This is a genomic window from Exiguobacterium sp. s35 (assembly GCF_018617535.1).
Classification (GTDB): domain Bacteria; phylum Bacillota; class Bacilli; order Exiguobacteriales; family Exiguobacteriaceae; genus Exiguobacterium; species Exiguobacterium aestuarii.
Genome location: NZ_JACSKI010000001.1, coordinates 1264671 through 1281387 on the forward strand (window position 1 = coordinate 1264671; position 16717 = coordinate 1281387).

General features: G+C 48.4%; 20 protein-coding genes. 3 read left to right on the forward strand and 17 right to left on the reverse strand.

Features of this window, described 5'->3' with window-relative positions:
• Window positions 1-113 precede the first annotated feature (113 nt).
• Complete coding sequence (locus KNO75_RS06515) at window positions 114-401, reverse strand: YuzD family protein (RefSeq protein ID WP_224861643.1); 288 nt, start codon at window positions 399-401, stop codon at window positions 114-116.
• 128 nt (window positions 402-529) lie between these two features.
• On the opposite strand from KNO75_RS06515, the gene KNO75_RS06520 reads away from it, so the two are divergent.
• The gene (locus KNO75_RS06520; RefSeq protein WP_012726833.1) at window positions 530-757 is read left to right on the forward strand and encodes a NifU family protein; all 228 of its coding nucleotides are present in this window, start codon (window positions 530-532) and stop codon (window positions 755-757) included.
• A 19-nt stretch (window positions 758-776) separates the two neighbouring features.
• On the opposite strand, the gene KNO75_RS06525 is transcribed toward KNO75_RS06520, so the two are convergent.
• Together KNO75_RS06525 and KNO75_RS06530 are read right to left on the reverse strand one after the other, a co-directional pair.
• A complete protein-coding gene (locus tag KNO75_RS06525; RefSeq protein ID WP_214693457.1) occupies window positions 777-1556 on the reverse strand; it encodes a TIGR01457 family HAD-type hydrolase in 780 nt (259 codons plus the stop codon).
• Window positions 1557-1560: 4 nt separating this feature from the next.
• Complete coding sequence (locus KNO75_RS06530; protein WP_074033528.1) at window positions 1561-2004, reverse strand: DUF86 domain-containing protein; 444 nt, start codon at window positions 2002-2004, stop codon at window positions 1561-1563.
• A 158-nt stretch (window positions 2005-2162) separates the two neighbouring features.
• On the opposite strand from KNO75_RS06530, the gene glpX reads away from it, so the two are divergent.
• Complete coding sequence (gene glpX, locus KNO75_RS06535) at window positions 2163-3143, forward strand: class II fructose-bisphosphatase (RefSeq protein ID WP_047795127.1); 981 nt, start codon at window positions 2163-2165, stop codon at window positions 3141-3143.
• Window positions 3144-3185: 42 nt separating this feature from the next.
• On the opposite strand, the gene KNO75_RS06540 is transcribed toward glpX, so the two are convergent.
• The 8 genes from KNO75_RS06540 to KNO75_RS06575 form a co-directional block, all read right to left on the reverse strand.
• Window positions 3186-3857 (reverse strand): DUF975 family protein, encoded by a 672-nt coding sequence (locus KNO75_RS06540; RefSeq protein ID WP_214820538.1) that lies wholly within the window; start codon window positions 3855-3857, stop codon window positions 3186-3188.
• Window positions 3858-3960: 103 nt separating this feature from the next.
• Complete coding sequence (locus tag KNO75_RS06545) at window positions 3961-4266, reverse strand: hypothetical protein (protein ID WP_074033530.1); 306 nt, start codon at window positions 4264-4266, stop codon at window positions 3961-3963.
• A gap of 155 nt (window positions 4267-4421) precedes the next feature.
• A complete protein-coding gene (locus tag KNO75_RS06550) occupies window positions 4422-4790 on the reverse strand; it encodes a YutD family protein (RefSeq protein WP_074033531.1) in 369 nt (122 codons plus the stop codon).
• 48 nt (window positions 4791-4838) lie between these two features.
• Window positions 4839-6185, reverse strand: a complete 1347-nt coding sequence (locus tag KNO75_RS06555; RefSeq protein WP_214820546.1) for a bifunctional metallophosphatase/5'-nucleotidase — start codon at window positions 6183-6185, stop codon at window positions 4839-4841.
• A 9-nt stretch (window positions 6186-6194) separates the two neighbouring features.
• A complete protein-coding gene (locus KNO75_RS06560) occupies window positions 6195-7040 on the reverse strand; it encodes a DUF72 domain-containing protein (RefSeq protein ID WP_214820548.1) in 846 nt (281 codons plus the stop codon).
• Window positions 7041-7051: 11 nt separating this feature from the next.
• Window positions 7052-8233: an MFS transporter gene (locus tag KNO75_RS06565; protein ID WP_214820550.1), complete on the reverse strand. Its 1182-nt coding sequence runs from the start codon at window positions 8231-8233 to the stop codon at window positions 7052-7054.
• A gap of 105 nt (window positions 8234-8338) precedes the next feature.
• A complete protein-coding gene (brnQ, locus tag KNO75_RS06570) occupies window positions 8339-9658 on the reverse strand; it encodes a branched-chain amino acid transport system II carrier protein (protein WP_214746231.1) in 1320 nt (439 codons plus the stop codon).
• A gap of 203 nt (window positions 9659-9861) precedes the next feature.
• On the reverse strand, window positions 9862-10134 hold the full coding sequence (locus KNO75_RS06575) for an acylphosphatase (protein ID WP_214820552.1): 273 nt from the start codon (window positions 10132-10134) through the stop codon (window positions 9862-9864).
• A gap of 92 nt (window positions 10135-10226) precedes the next feature.
• Between KNO75_RS06575 and KNO75_RS06580 the strand changes: the two genes are divergently transcribed.
• A complete protein-coding gene (locus KNO75_RS06580) occupies window positions 10227-11609 on the forward strand; it encodes an alanine/glycine:cation symporter family protein (protein WP_214760106.1) in 1383 nt (460 codons plus the stop codon).
• A 36-nt stretch (window positions 11610-11645) separates the two neighbouring features.
• Here KNO75_RS06580 and KNO75_RS06585 read toward each other — a convergent pair whose 3' ends face one another.
• The 6 genes from KNO75_RS06585 to KNO75_RS06610 form a co-directional block, all read right to left on the reverse strand.
• Window positions 11646-12629 (reverse strand): L-lactate dehydrogenase, encoded by a 984-nt coding sequence (locus tag KNO75_RS06585; RefSeq protein ID WP_214820554.1) that lies wholly within the window; start codon window positions 12627-12629, stop codon window positions 11646-11648.
• Window positions 12630-12732: 103 nt separating this feature from the next.
• Window positions 12733-13155 (reverse strand): DUF6678 family protein, encoded by a 423-nt coding sequence (locus KNO75_RS06590; RefSeq protein WP_251126059.1) that lies wholly within the window; start codon window positions 13153-13155, stop codon window positions 12733-12735.
• A complete protein-coding gene (locus KNO75_RS06595) occupies window positions 13152-13586 on the reverse strand; it encodes a hypothetical protein (RefSeq protein ID WP_214820556.1) in 435 nt (144 codons plus the stop codon). Before KNO75_RS06595 ends, KNO75_RS06590 begins: the two co-directional genes overlap by 4 nt.
• A 69-nt stretch (window positions 13587-13655) precedes the next feature.
• Window positions 13656-15053: a Fe-S cluster assembly protein SufB gene (gene sufB / locus KNO75_RS06600; protein WP_047795116.1), complete on the reverse strand. Its 1398-nt coding sequence runs from the start codon at window positions 15051-15053 to the stop codon at window positions 13656-13658.
• A 19-nt stretch (window positions 15054-15072) separates the two neighbouring features.
• Window positions 15073-15507 (reverse strand): Fe-S cluster assembly sulfur transfer protein SufU, encoded by a 435-nt coding sequence (gene sufU, locus KNO75_RS06605; RefSeq protein WP_026825487.1) that lies wholly within the window; start codon window positions 15505-15507, stop codon window positions 15073-15075.
• Entirely contained in the window at window positions 15497-16717 is a 1221-nt protein-coding gene (locus KNO75_RS06610; protein ID WP_031422927.1) for a cysteine desulfurase, read from the reverse strand. Before KNO75_RS06610 ends, sufU begins: the two co-directional genes overlap by 11 nt.

A 16717-nucleotide genomic window follows, 5' to 3' on the forward strand; every position in this document is an offset into this window, starting at 1 on the left:
AGGTTATGTTCAGTTTAGCTCGTTAGTCAAAAGTTGTAAAATCGATTTCGGAAGAATAGGTAAACAAAAAACGAACCTTGCATTCGCATGGTCCGTCTGTCGTCAATACTCATTTATGATTGCTTCGCTTCAATCGCCGCATATACTTTTCTTAACTGAACGACGCCTTCGTCAATCACTTCCCCGTCTAACAAAACGAGCGGATAGAACCATTCGTCCTCTTTAAGTGCTTGGGCGAACTCGTCTTCACTTTGTTCGAAGTCGATATATTCGAACGAAAAGGATTGCTCTGGATACTTTCGTCCGAGTGCACTTTGCAACCATTCATACGTCTCGGTCGAACTCGGTGCACCGACACAACTCGCACATTGAACTTCAGCCCCATATACCGTAATTTTCATCTTCATTCCCCCTCAAAACCATTATACAAAATCCTTCCCTTACTCGATGATGAAACGCTCAGCGTAAATGATTGAGAAACACTCTCAAACTTGCTAGAATAAAGTAGAACGAGAAAGGGGTAGATACCATGGAAATGTTTGATCAAGTCCAAGAAGTGCTCGATAAATTGCGTCCGTTCTTGCTTCGTGACGGCGGAGACGTCGAACTCGTAGATGTCGAAGAAGGCATCGTCAAGCTCCGTTTGATGGGTGCTTGCGGCAGCTGCCCGTCTTCAACAATCACGCTAAAAGCCGGTATTGAGCGTGCGCTCATCGAAGAAGTACCAGGCATCGTCGAAGTAGAACAAGTATTCTAAGCAAAAAGGGAGACATTCGTCATCCCTTTTTTTCATGCTTCCATTCATCTAAGCTCTCGACCATATAGGTTGGGAGTTTTTCTTGTTCTTGGATAAATGCCGGTCCATGTACACCTGAGTTCACATGGAGCGTACGAATGCCACCATTGATTCCAAATAAAATATCTGTGTGATAGTTATCCCCTACCATGACGACATCTTCTTTATTCAACCCAATCATGTCGAGTGCGATGTCGATCATAACCGGTTCCGGCTTTCCGATGAAGAAAGGATCTTTCTCCGTCGTCACGGTCAACACGGACGTGAGTGATCCGTTCCCCGGTAAAAATCCACGTTCGGTCGGAATGGCGATATCCCCATTCGTCGAGATGAATCGAGCCCCTGAACGGATGGCGATTGCGCCTCGCGCCAACTTCTCATACGTGATGTGTCGGTCGAGTCCGATGACCACGTAGTCCGCCTTCGGTTCGTCCGTGACATGAAAACCACGAGACTCTAACGCGAGACGAAGTCCGTCTTCCCCGATCATGTAGACGGTTGCTCCTGGAGACATCTTCTCAATATAAAAAGCCGTCGCCATCGCGCTCGTCAAGACGTTTTCCGCCTTCACGTTTGCGCCCATCGCAATCAATTTATCCGCGATCTGTTGTTGTGTCATCGATGCGTTGTTCGTGACGAACAAATATGGGACGCCCGTCGCTTCTAGTTCGTTGACGAAATCAACCGCTGCCTGAACGGGTTCTGTACCGGCATACATCGTGCCGTCTAAATCAAACAAATATCCTTTAATCGGTTCCATCCAATCACTCGCTTTCTGGTAAGAATGCGGACACTGGTCCAAGCTCGACTTCTAAGTAGTGACGAACTTGTGCGGAGAATGCCGTGAAGTCTTGTTTTGACGTCTTCACCCACTCATCAAATTTTGATGCGTCGGCGTGCACAAACTCACGAACGTAGTAGGCACGTAATCCGACGAGCGCTTTCGTCGCGTTTGCCGTCGTTTCATCAAGTACACGCTCATCCAATAAGATGTCGACAATGTCTTCATAACTGCCCGGATCTCGCATAATGAACCCGTCAATCATCGAGTTCCCAACATCGATGACACCTTCCATAAGAAGGACGGCCATTCGCTGTTTCGCAAGCTCCACCGTGAACGCATCCCCCGTCAATTGATCGGTGTGCGCTAACATCGTCTCCATTTGTTCCAGTGTCTGATTAATCTTCTCTCTATTCACAAAATACATGATGATCCCCCCTGCTGTTAATACTAATCTTTTTTCGGTCAGGAGAAAAGAATCTGTCCTATTTACATCATTTATAAAATTGTGATACACTAATCAACGGATTTAAGCCGTAAAAAGTATAACACATTGAATAGATATAACGTGGAGGGTACAACACTATGGAACGTGAATTAGCATTAGAAATCGTACGGGCAACAGAAGCAGCAGCACTCGCATCATCGAAATGGATTGGACGCGGGCAAAAGAACGAGGCCGATGATGCGGCAACGTCAGCGATGCGAGAAGTTCTCGGAACGGTCAACATGGACGCGACTGTTGTCATCGGAGAAGGTGAACTCGATGAGGCCCCGATGCTCTACATCGGGGAAAAACTCGGAACGACGTTCGGTCCGAAAGTTGACATCGCCGTCGATCCGCTCGAAGGGACATCCATTGTCGCAAAAGGCCTTGGAGATGCGATGGTCGTCATCGCCGTTGCTGATGAAGGTGCCCTCCTCCACGCACCAGATATGTACATGGACAAGCTCGTCGTTGGTCCAAACTTAAAAGGGAAAGTCTCACTCGACGAACCGCTCGAGTCAATCATTGAAAAAGCTGCGAAATATAATAACAAGCGTATCGAGGAAGTAACGGTCATCATGCAAGACCGTGACCGCCACGAACATCTTCGTCAAGCTGTCATGAATGTCGGCGCACGCGTCAAGCTCTTCGAGGATGGCGATGTGTCTGCGGGAATCGCTGCCGCCGTCAAATCGAACCCGATCGATATTTTCATCAGTACAGGCGGAGCTCCTGAAGGAGTCATCACAGCCGCTGCTGTCAAAGCGCTCGGTGGAGACATGCAGGCCCGTCTACATCCGATGAACGAAGAGGAATCAGCTCGCGTCATCTCGATGGGAATTGAAGACCCACTTCAACTCCTTACGCTCGACGACCTCGTCAAGAGCGACGACTGCATCTTCGCCGCGACGGGTGTCACGTCTGGTGAGTTGCTCGATGGCGTCAAGTTCTTGACGGATGATATCGTCGAGACGACGTCACTCGTCATGCGCTCGAAGACACGCACGATTCGTAAAGTCGTGGCTGAACATCACTTGTCACTGAAGCCATACTTACAAAAAACTGAAGTCAACGCCTAAAAAAACGCCTTGCTCAATAAAATGAGCGAGGCGTTTTGTTGATTAGAAGCCTTGTTCCGTTCCGTGCACTGGCTCGTCCGAACTAACTTGGTTATCGCGAATCGAGTCATAGAACGTCGCATACGTTGTCGAGAAGTAAGGACCGATGAAGAAAAATCCAATTCCGAGCGTCAAAATCCCGACGAGGAACCATCCGAAGAACGACAAGAAGAGCATGAATGCTTCCATCTTGTGCCCGTCCATGAGACGACGCGATTCCGTGATCGATTCGAGTGCCGAAAGCTCAGGCTGATCGCGTAAGATATACGGCGTAAGCGAGTACGAGAATCCTTTGATGATTCCAGGTACAATCAATAACAGCGTCCATAATACGATAAAGAGGCTCATCACAAATGAAGTGATGACATGTTTCACGTAACGCGTTTGGAACGGTTTGAACATTGTCGAAAGCGAGGCGCCATTTCCGCGTGATACGTTAAGTGCGAGCCATGACCAACCGATGGCAAGTGGCGCAATCAAGATTTGAAGAATTGTCGACACGAAACTTAACGTGGCGTCTGTCGATGTGAACGCTTCTGGTGAGTTGGGATCCATTTCAGGAGCGAACCACTGTGGAATCCCGTTGACGATGATGAACAAAAGCGCCAACCCGGCCATGAGCCACCATTTTCCTTTCAGTGCTTGTCGTGCATGTTGTTTCCATTCAGATCTCATTGTAACCCATCCTTTTTTATAGTCTTCTCTACAGTGTACGTGAAAAGGTTGAAGGACGTTTCAAAAAAACATAAAAAAAGGGAAAGGATTTTTTCCTTTCCGCTTAACGAATCATGACATTACCTAAAAAGAACTGAGACATGGATAAGATCAACAAGAGCACTCCGAGCGAAAACGCAAGGTGAGATGTAACTTTGAAAACGCGACTCCGTAAAAAAGAGTGGCTGTATTCAAAGCGACGGACGATCAATACATGAATGAGTTCAAAAAGAATGACTGCCGCCGTAAAATAGAAGGTCATCATGATATGAAAGCCAAAAAAGAACATGGCCAGTATCCCTAGTCCAAGATTATGAATTCGATTATGGACGTCATCCCGATCCCCAACGGTCGTTTGTACATGTTGCATCCAATCACCTCACTCTAAAAACCAAAACTACGTAGCTATCCTTAATGACAATTTATCACATTTTTCCAACCCTTAAACTCGAAGTCATGACTTTTTACCTAAACGAAATATTTGGAAATTAACTGTAATAAAAAAAGTGCTGATCGCTCAGCACTTTACGCATTCGTCTCTTCAGTCTTGTTAAACTTCCGCTTCAACTTCAGTTTCTGCTTCGTTCCACCAAAGACAGGACCACTCTCTTCTTCGTTAATGTCCGTCTCCTTCTTCAGAACGAAATAAGGACATCCGAAATTGCAATACTCGTATACATAGTCCATCACGTGATCAATCCGGTTCTCATACGTCGCTAACTTTGATTGCGGTTCATAGAACCCCTTCAAACGCAGCTGTCCGTGTCCCCAGTCACCGACAATATAGTCGTATTTATCAAGCACGTCACTATACCTTGCGATAAACGCTTCTTCATCAAATCCGTCGCGCTTCTCTTCTAAAACGGTATATCCGTGGCGATTCACTCGAATCATCGCTCCCACCTCCACTCTACTATCATAGCATGTCCCGCTATGACGGCTCTATCCTTTTCGAATGACCTCATGACGAGCGACAATTGTCTCTCGCAACACATCTCGTAGTAATTCCGGCATGAAATATCGCTTCGGCTGGTCTGCTAAGTATGGAAGGAGCGGTCCAAACGTCAACATATCGACCGTCGCGACGCGATATGTCCGATTCAAATCTAGCTTTTCTCCCATGACGTAGTACTGACCGTCCCGCTGTTCGATTTGATAGTAACTCGGCTCACCGAGTACGGTGCCTCTGAATCCTAGACCTCTGACGTGCATATTCGTGAACGTTTCCTCATTTACGTCATGTAAAAATCGTTCGAGCGTCTTACCGTCAAGTGTCAGGACACATGGGTTGATTGGATGTGGACAAATCCGATGCAACATGTTCAGCGTGACTTTTCCTGGAGCGAGACCGTCTAGGACGACTCCGGACGGAATGATTCCGACATCGGCTGCACACCATTCGACCATCCCTTCTACAAGCAACTCACCAAGCGGAGAATGCCCGAACCAATCAGATGCATATCCTTCAGTTTCTGCAATTATGATATCAAGGAGGCGTTCGGCATCTGCCCCTTCTGTATCTAACAACGCCAACGTATCTGGACTATCTGATTGTTGTGACAGTTCGTGGAGGCGAGCTTCTTTCGAAACGACTCCTGACTCATCGAGCGTCAGCGTCACTTCCCCGACATACTTCCCATATTTCCCGGCTTGTGCAATGAGCACTCCGTTCGTCGTCACGCCTTCATCTAAAACGTGATGCGTATGGGCCCCGAGAATGACGTCAATGTCAGGATACATGTCTGCTAATCGTTCATCCCCGAAGAAACCGAGGTGACTGAGTGCGATGATGACATCACAATGTGCCAACCGCTCTAACGCTCGCTTTGTCGCTTCGTAAGGCGATTCGATTTGCCAACCAAGTTCGGGATACAACTCTTCATAAGGGGCTGTGACACCAAATAAGCCAATTTTCAACCCATCACGCTCAAGAACAAGCGTTTCTTCGACCCAATGTGGTCGCGACCCGTCTGCTTCATACACATTCCCAAGCAAAATCGGGAACGTCGCCTCTTCATACAACTCGGCTAACCAATCGTGCGGAAACGTGATGCCTTCATTGTTTCCAATCGTAACGGCCGTCGGTTGAAGTCGCTCGAGTAAGCGAACGTTCAACTTCCCACGCGTCACTTCAGTCGCCGGATGTGTGCGATCGGCATGATCCCCTAAATCAAAGTAGAGGGTATCGTCCGTACGACGTTCTTCTAGAAATGAAACAAGTTTCGGCCATTGGTCGAACTTTGAGTGAAGATCATTGTAATGAAAAATAGTAAGTTTCGTCACGGCCATCCCTTCCTTCTAAAACAGACTAATTTGTCTAGGTGCAAGCTCGTATTCGAGCCCGAGAATTTCAATCAAACGTTTGGCGTTCGGAGCCGCGTCCCCGGCCGAGTTGTTGTTAAAGTATACATACACATCTTTCGCTTCACGGTCAATCTCACGGAGCGAGGCGGCGAGTTCCTGAAGTTCTTCCTCACTATAGCGATATAGACAACGGACGTGTCGCCATTCTTGACTCGTCATGCCCGGCTTTTTGAGCCACCCTGACGTATTACGTCCATGTAATCGAACGACGGCTACCTCAGGGTGTGTCACGACCGGCACGAACGGAATACTGCTCTCTTTCGTTTGTGGCTCATCACAAATCGTGTTGATGAATCGCTGTTCCTTTAAAAATTGAAGCGTACGATCCCGGAACGCTTCAGAGAACCAAGTCGGATTACGAAACTCGATAGCAATCTCATAATCGGAGAGTTCGGCACGGAGTGTTCGCAAATAGTCGAGATGTGGTTTCGATACGTCGAACCAAGGCGGAAGTTGGACGAGCACGGCACGTAACTTCCCTGCCTGTTTCAATGGGTCAACAGAAACACGATAACGCTCAAACAACTCAATAAGTGGCATTTTTGGTTCACGGTCATGCCCGCTCATTTCCCGGGAAACTTTGACGACGAATTGGAAATGGTCCGGCGTCTCGGCATCCCACTTCTCGAAATTTTTCACGGGCTGTATCGCATAAAATGTCGAATCGACTTCAACGGTCGGGAAGTGACCCGCGTATGTCGATAGTTTATGTTTTCGTTCCTCTGGGGTTGTATATAACAGATCGTGGTCACCCCATCCAGTCACACCAACGTAAATCATAGTGTCCTCCTTTATGACTCCGAAATGACGGTCGCTTTCCGTTTCGACCAGTTCCATGTGCCTGTATACGTAATGAGCAACAAGACCAGTCCCATGATGAACGGATAGCGCATATCAATATCAAACACAATACCCGCGAGTGTCGGTCCTAAAATATTTCCGATACTCATATAGGCGTTGTTCATCCCCATCGCGAGTCCCTGCTCGTTTCCGGCAAGTTTTGAGACGAGCGTGTTTAATACCGGGCGCAAGATGGACGTCGACAAGAAAATGACGAGTGTCACTGCAAAGAACAACATATACGTTCCTGCGAAGAGCGATAATAAGAAACCAAACGCCGCGAGTGCGATGAAGGCGAGGACGACTTTGACCTCTCCCATCAGCTCGACTAAACGGTCGACCGCGAACAATTGGACGATGACGCTGACGATGCCCGTTCCCGTCACCATGATGGCAATCTCTTGAGGCGTCGCGCTGAACATCTCGCTGACGTATAATCCAAGCACTGATTCATACGCCATGAGTCCGAACGCCATGACCAAGTTGATCAATAACACGAAGAAGTATGGCTTGCGTGTCGACATGACCAATTGTGTCGGTAAAGATTCCTTTATTTTCGGTGCCACGTAAGGAGCACGGTCCGGTTCTTTTAAAAGAAGGACGGATGAAATGACAGCAATGAACGAAACGATTGCTGAGACGAGTAATGGTGTCTTTAGCCCGAACTCGGCAAAAAATCCACCAATCCCTGGTCCGACGACAATCCCTAGCGACATTGCCGCGGAAATATAACTATTCCCTCGTGCTCGTTGTTCGAGCGTCGTGATATCCGCGACATAGGCAAAGATGGCAGGAATCAATAACGCTGCCCCGACTCCCCCAATGGCACGCGATACGAGCAAGATTGTTAAATTATCCGATAGGTAGAAGACGCCCATCGAGATGGTAAATCCAATGAGACCCAAAATAATCATCAAGCGACGACCATACACGTCTGCCCATTTCCCCGCAATCGGTGACATGACGAGCTGAGCACCCGCGAATACGGAAATCATCAACCCGGCGGCGGTTCCCCCTTCGCCAATCATCTTTAAGTAATCCGGAATAATCGGGATGATGATCCCGAAGCCGGCGACGGCGATAAACATATTTAACATGAGGATCGCCAATTGATTTTTTTGTTTTGTTGTCAACGCATGTCACTCCCTTTTCATCTTTCCATTTTACTGTTTGAGCTCACATATGGGCAAACAATAAGACAGAAAAAAGCCCATCCTTGACCAAAGGATGGGCTAGACTTATGAGATGCGTGACTGAGCAAGTGATTCTTGCGATGCACCCTTCGGAAGAAGGAGTGTGATCGCATAGACAATCATCGTTGGAACCGCCCAAGCAAGACCGATTTCCGCCATTGGCAAGCTTGAGATCCAAGAAGTGACCGCAGACGGCTGGATGCCATTCCACGTCTCAAACAATGAAAGAACGAGTGCCGTGTAAATCGTAGCCTTCATCGCCACACCAGGGTTGCGTTGAAGTCGTTCTGTCACCGACACGAGCACGAGCGCGATCATGACCGGATAGAGAAGCGTGAGAAGTGGGACCGCGATTTGGATCAACGTGCCCAATCCGACGAGTGAGATCAAATAGCCGAACAATGTAGTCGCGATGACGACATGGTGGTATTTGAGTGAATCAAACTGGTTGCTGATGAAGCGTGAAAACTCCGAGATGAGTCCGACCGCTGTCGTCAAACAAGCGAGGAAGACCGCTAACCCGAGAGCGAGCATTCCGACTTGTCCGTATGACGTACCAGCGAACGCTTGGAGAAGGCTTGCGCCACTCGTTGTTCCTTCTGCGACCGTCATATTCGCACCGATTGATCCGAGCGAGATGTAGACGAGCATCAAACAGGTAACCGCGAGCATCCCTGCAGAGCGAAGGAGTGAAGACGCTTCTTTTTGGTCACTCAATCCATTGGCTTTCAACGTGACGAGGACGATTGCCCCAAAGACGAGGGCCCCGAATACATCCATCGTCAAATAACCTTGTTGGAAACCTTGACCGAGTGCGCCAACCCATGTCTCAAACCCTTCTGCTGGAGCTCCTGGCTCTCCGAGAGGAGCGACAAGGTTCGTGATTCCAATCGCTGCGAGCAAGAACAAGAGGATTGGTGTGATGATTCGTCCGATGACTTCAATCAACTTTTGAGCACGAAGCGTTAAGAAGAACGTCAACCCGAAAAAGACGGTCGAACTCATCGCAAGTGTCAAAGTTGAAGGTGCATCGAGAAACGGAACAAGTCCCATTTCATACGTGACAGCAGCCGTACGCGGGATTCCGAAGAATGGTCCGATGGCTACATACATCAATCCCGTCAAGACGAGCGCGAGACGTTTTGGAATATAACGAGCAATTTGGTCTGTTCCGCCGCCTACCCGAGCGACTGCGAACAAAGCAAGAAGCGGTAAACCGACACCCGTAATGACGAACCCGATCATCGCCGGTACGAGGTTTTCCCCCGCCAAGGCGCCGAGCTCTGGTGGGAACAGCAAGTTCCCGGCCCCAAAGAATAAAGCAAAAATCGTAAACGCTAACGGGAACAATGTCGATTTTTTCATACAACTACCTCCATACACTTGATAATCCGAACGACTTAACAAAAAAATAATAACTAAATTTTCTGACAATATATCGCTTGGTCTATTCCATTATACACACTTCCTATCGTTTGACCACCCCATCTCCAAAAATCGAGGTTTATTTTTTTGAAATGTGGATTTCACTAAAAATCCTCCTTCACTACGAAGGAGAATGTAAGCGTTTAATAGCGAATTTCGAACTTCCGAAATCCTTGATCATCTGTTTTCGCCTCGTCAATTCGCTCGACGCCGACGAAACGATTTCCATCTTTTAAAGCTTTTTGAAATGACTCGATGTCTTCATTTGTGCCTTCTACGTGAAGTTCGACCGTTCCGTCATTCAAGTTTCGCACCCATCCTTTGATTCCGTATTGGCGAGCGGACTCTTGGGAAAAGTATCGAAACCCGACGCCTTGGACACGTCCAGATACGATCAAATGTTTGGCGACTCTCATTCTATATTCCTCCTTTATTTTGACAAAGATGTTTAGAGATCCTTACTTTAGGAAACAGTATTTAAGTAAAATAATGGAATTGGAGTGGTTATATGAATGCAGTTATCGATATCGTCACGAGTTTTTCGAATTGGCTTTGGGGCGTGCCAATCATCTCGTTACTCGTCTTGTCTGGTGTGTTTCTCACGATCAAACTTGGTTTCTTTCAGTTTCGCTATCCAATCTACATATTTAAGCAAACATTCGGCAGCATCTTTAAAAAACCAAAAGGTGAAGGCGACATAAGCCCGAGACAAGCCTTAACGTCAGCGCTCTCTTCAACAGTCGGAGCCGCGAACATCATCGGTGTACCTGCAGCGATCATGTTCGGGGGACCGGGTGCCATCTTCTGGATGTGGGTCATCGCCATCATCGGCATGGCCATCAAGTTCTCGGAGAGCGTACTGGCCGTCCACTATCGTGAAAAGAATGACGCCGGCGAATTTGTCGGGGGACCTGTCTACTACATATCAAAAGGCCTTCGTTGGAAATGGCTTGCGACTTGGTTCGCCTTTGCCCTCATGATCGAACTCATCCCGAGTATCATGGTACAGGGGAACGCTGTCAGCTCCGCAGTCCGTGAGACGTTCAACGGAAACACGCTCATCACCGGCATTGTCGTTGCCGTTCTTGTCGGCATCATCGTCTTCGGTGGTCTGAAACGAATCGCGAAAGTGACCGAGATCGTCGTTCCTGGGATGGCACTCGTCTACGTCGGGGCCGGACTCATCATCGTGTTGATGAACCTGTCTGAGATTCCAAACGTACTCAGTCTTATCTTCTCTTATGCGTTCGAGCCGATGGCCGCGTTCGGTGGTTTCGCCGGAGCCGCAGTCGCCGAAACGATTCGTTGGGGTTTCGCCCGCGGACTCTATTCGAATGAAGCCGGTCTTGGGACGGCACCAATCGCCCATGCCGCTGCACAGACGGATCATCCGGTACGCCAAGGATTCTGGGCGGTCATCGGAATCGTCATCGATACGTTGATTATTTGTAGCACGACAGCCTTCGTCGTCTTATCTTCAGGTGTGTGGACGGCGGATGGGGCAATGGAAGACCCAGCAGCGTTGACGACGATCGCCTTCCGTGAATACTTTGGGTATACGGGAAGTTTACTCGTCACCATCTCCCTCATTTTCTTCGTGCTCTCGACGATCATCGTCATCATCTTTTACGGTTCGCGTCAGGCCGAGTACTTGTTCGGTTTGACAGCAGGAAAAATCATGAAGGCGGTCTATATCGTCTCGATTGTCATCGGTTCGATTGGAGGCGCTCAAATGATTTGGAACTTCCTCGACTTGATGCTCGCGATGATTCTCATCCCGAATATGATTGCCGTATTGTTACTCAGCAGTGAGGTGAAGCGATTAACGACCGAATTCTTCACGTCCGAGAAGTACTATAAGAAAGATATCGCCGAAGAAGAGGCGTCTTAACCAACAATCCGACTGCTCACGCAGTCGGATCTTTTTTTAGGATGCCGGTTCAACTTTCTCGATTCCAGCCTTGATCGCTTGTACCGAGGCATCAAACTTCTGTTGTTCTTCGTCCGTCAATTCAATCTCGATGATCTTGCGAATGCCGCTCCGGTCAATCAAGGCCGGTACACCGATATGCACGTCATTCGCCCCATACTCGCCTTCTAAATGAGCCCCAATCGTGACGACAGAGTTTTCATTTCGAACGATGGCTCGAATGATACGTAGCAAGCCAACCCCAATCGCATAATAAGCGGCACTCTTATATTCAATGATCTGATAAGCAGCGTCTCGCACATCTGTATAGATGGATTCCAAGTCCTCAAACTGATACTGTTCGTTCTCTGCCAACAGTTCATCGATACTCTTTCCATAGATGCGCGCGTTGTTCCATGCGACAAATCCCGTATCGCCGTGTTCTCCCATATAATAGGCGTGGCAGTTTCGTGGCGACAGTTCGAAATAGTCTCCAAGTTTGTAGCGGAGTCGTGCCGTATCGAGGACAGTCCCTGAACCGATGACACGTTCTTTCGGTAGACCCGATGTTTTCCATGCGACGTGTGCCATGACATCGACCGGGTTCGTCGCGACGACCAAGATGCCGTCAAATCCACTCTTCATCAAGTCTTCCGTCACGGTGCGGACGACTTTCGCGTTTTGCTCGACGAGGTCCATCCGTGTCTGCCCGAGTTTTTGCGCCGCTCCTGCAGTGATGACGACGATGTCTGCGTCTTTACAATCTGAATAGTCCCCTGCCCAGATTCGGACCGGTGTCGGGGCAAAGGAGATCCCGTGATTGAGGTCCATCGCCTCCCCTTCTGCCTTGGCATGATTCGAGTCGATTAAGACGAGCTCCTCACAAAGGGCTGCCGTCGATAATTGATAAGCAAAACTGACTCCGACCCAACCGGCACCGATCACGGCGATGCGGGTGATGTCTTTCGGGTCAATATCATCTTTATGCGGAATACGTGTCATGTAGATCCTTCCTTTCTATATATCATTCTCTTTTTAGCATACCCGACTCTTCCATCTTTAACGACAAAAGCCGCATGAAAAATACATGATTACGTTAAATATCCTACTTCGGTTCAAAGATTCCTGTATTCCGAATATAACCGAAAATTTGAATTGTCTCACTTTCCAAGGTGAACGGAATTCTTTCTCTCTCTAAAATTGAAATGAGTTCGGTGGACATATCACAAACGTCTGGGTCAAGAATCACTCCCTTATAGAGCAGTACGCTTGGTCGCAAACGAATCCATTCGATGGACCGTAAACGGGATTCCAGCCAGATTTCATCCCACTCTCCCCACAATATTTCATACTCGGATAACGAATCACTTGGAAATAACGTATCCTCCCCTAAGTATTTCATTTGATACGGCGGCGCATGCGTCAACGTTTCAGAAATAGCTCGATTGAGACGTTGCCATTTTGTCTCGTTCATCACCGATGTCAATTGGTGTCTCTCTATGTATTGGAATTCCTCTCGTCGGTTCATGCTGTTGAACCTTCTATCGTAAGCTCTAATTTTTCAATCGTTCGTAACACTTCTTTACGGTTCCGCTTGCTTTTCATCCAAGCGGGTAATCGACTTTCGAGACTACGGTTCGTTCCCTCGCTCGTCCGAATCTTCGCCTCGATATAATCCTTAATATAGTTGAGGTGTTCACGGTTGTAAGCCCATAACACATGACCACAACAACCTGTTTGTAAAAATAGCGGCAAGCTAAAATGAACATCGATTGCTTCTCCGACGTATTTAGCACCGCTCTCCTTTGTTTGCAAATGACTGCAATGAAGACAACTTAGGCGCACCTCATCATTCTTTTCCCACACATCGGCCTGTCCCCCACATCTCGGGCAAATGACAAGCATGGGATTCATGAATGAATAAATCTCTCGTCTCTCTACTAAAAATCGATGGGTCACGTTATCGCCTCCTTATTTCATTATACAAAAAACCAGCGAAGCTTAGCTTCGCTGGTTTCAAAGTCACGATTATCCAATCGAACCTTCCATCTCGAACTTGATGAGACGGTTCATTTCGACCGCATATTCCATTGGCAATTCTTTTGTGAATGGCTCGATGAAGCCCATAACGATCATTTCTGTCGCTTCTTCTTCCGAGATTCCACGGCTCATAAGGTAGAAGAGTTGCTCTTCTGACACTTTTGAGACTTTCGCTTCGTGCTCGAGCGACACTTGGTCGTTCAAGATTTCGTTGTACGGGATTGTATCTGACGTCGACTCGTTGTCCATGATGAGCGTGTCACACTCGATGTTCGAGCGCGCGCCCTTCGCCTTACGTCCGAAGTGGACGATTCCACGATACGATACTTTTCCGCCTTGTTTCGAAATCGATTTCGAGACGATTGACGAAGATGTGTTCGGTGCGAGGTGAATCATTTTCGCTCCAGCGTCTTGGTGCTGCCCTTTACCAGCGAGGGCGATCGAGAGTGTCATCCCACGTGCGCCTTCCCCTTTCAAGATGACAGCCGGGTATTTCATCGTGAGTTTCGATCCAATGTTTCCATCGATCCACTCCATTGATCCACCCGCTTCACAGACTGCACGTTTCGTTACCAAGTTGTAGACGTTGTTCGCCCAGTTTTGGATTGTCGTGTAACGGCAGTATGCATCTTTGTTGACGAAGATCTCAACGACCGCTGAGTGAAGCGAGTTCGTTGTGTAAACCGGTGCTGTACATCCTTCGACGTAATGAACCGATGCGCCTTCGTCGACGATGATGAGCGTACGCTCGAACTGACCCATGTTTTCCGAGTTGATGCGGAAATAAGCTTGGAGCGGTTGCTCGAGTTTTACACCTTTTGGTACGTAGATGAACGAGCCACCCGACCAAACAGCTGAGTTGAGGGCCGCGAACTTGTTGTCTGTCGGCGGAATCAACTTACCAAAGTACTCTTTGAAGATTTCTTCGTCTTCTTTGAGTGCTGTGTCTGTATCTTTGAAGATGACACCTTTGGCTTCGAAGTCTTCTTGCATGCTGTGGTAGACAACCTCAGACTCATACTGAGCCGAGACACCTGCCAAGTATTTTTGCTCTGCTTCTGGGATACCGAGCTTGTCAAACGTACGTTTGATTTCTTCTGGTACCTCATCCCATGAGCGTTCTGTCTTTTCAGATGGTTTGACATAGTAAGTGATTTCGTCGAAATCAAGTGCCGAGAGGTCTCCGCCCCATGTCGGCATCGCCATCTTGTTGAAGTGATCCAACGACTTCAAACGGAAGTCGAGCATCCATTGTGGCTCTTCTTTCATGCGCGAGATCGTCTCTACGATTTCTGTCGTCAAGCCGCGGCCTGAACGGAAAATCGAAACGTCCCGATCATGGAAGCCGTATTTATAATCGCCAATTTCCGGCATGTTCTTTGCCATATCGGTCTCCTCCTTCTCCTTACGCGTCCTCGTCTACTCCTTTTTCAAGCGCCTTCCACGCGAGCGTGGCACACTTGATTCGAGCCGGGAATTTCGATACGCCTGAGAGCGCCTCGATATCACCGAGGTCAAACGTATCCGTGTCGTACTCTTTGCCTTGAACCATTTCAGAGAAGATGTTAGCGAGTTGAAGCGCCTCTTCTACTGTTTTTCCTTTGACGATTTGGGTCATCATCGATGCCGAGGCGAGACTAATCGAGCAGCCTTCTCCTTCAAACTTCGCATCTTTGACGATGTCGTCTTCGACTTGTAGTTGAAGACGAAGCGAATCCCCACATGTCGGGTTGTTCAAGTCCACCGTCACGCCATCTTCGATGACGCCACGGTTTCTTGGGTTTTTATAGTGATCCATGATGACCTGGCGGTACAACATGTCGAGATTATTAAAACTCATAATTGAAATACTCCTTCGTTTGACGTAATCCCTCGATGAAACGGTCGACCTCTTCTTTTGTGTTGTACAAATAGAAGCTCGCCCGCGCCGTCGATGATTGCTTCAAAAGACGCATGAGTGGTTGTGCACAGTGGTGACCGGCACGAACCGCGATGCCTTGCATATCGAGAACGGTCGCGAGGTCGTGCGCATGCACGTCTTTCAAGTTGAACGTAACGAGACCGACGCGATCTTCAGGACCATAAATCTCGATTCCTTCAATCGTTTTCATCTGCTCGATCGCGTAAGAAGCGAGTTCACGTTCGTGTGCTTCGACGTTCTCAAGCCCGATTTCTTCTAAGAAATCGATGGCTGCCGCAAGTCCGACCGCCCCAGCAATGATTGGTGTTCCCGCTTCGAAGCGGTAAGGGATGTCTTTCCACGTCGATTCATACAAATCGACATAGTCGATCATCTCGCCACCGAACTCGACCGGTTCCATGTTTTTGAGAAGTTGTTTCTTTCCGTATAAGACACCGATTCCAGTCGGTCCGAGCATCTTATGTCCAGAAAAGGCAAGGAAGTCACAGTCGAGCGCTTGAACGTCCAGTTTACGATGCGGTGCACTTTGTGCGGCATCGACGACCATGACGGCACCTTTCTCATGCGCAAGTCGAGCGACTTCGGCAATCGGATTGATCGTACCGAGCACGTTCGAGACGTGGCTCATCGCGACAATTTTTGTCCGGTCCGATAAGACGGCTTGAACGGCATCCAGTGTGACACGTCCGTCCGGCGTGAGTTCGACGTAACGAAGCGTCGCGCCTTTCCGCTTGGCAAGTTGTTGCCACGGAATCAAGTTCGCATGGTGTTCCATCGGAGTGAGGACGATCTCGTCGCCTTCACCGACATTTGCATCTCCGTAGCTCGATGCGACCAAGTTGATGGCCGTCGTCGTCCCACGTGTGAAAATGATTTCTTCAGGAACCGCCGCATGGATGAACGAGCGAACGCGTTCGCGTGCTCCTTCATACGCATCCGTTGCTTGCGTCCCGAGCGTATGGACGCCACGATGCACGTTCGAATGGTTGCGACGATAATAGTCCTCGATCGCCTCGATGACAGCGAGCGGCTTTTGTGAGCTCGCCGCGCTATCAAGATAAACGAGCGGGTGTCCATTGATTTCCTGATCTAAAATCGGAAACTGTTCACGAATCGAGGCGTTCAACAT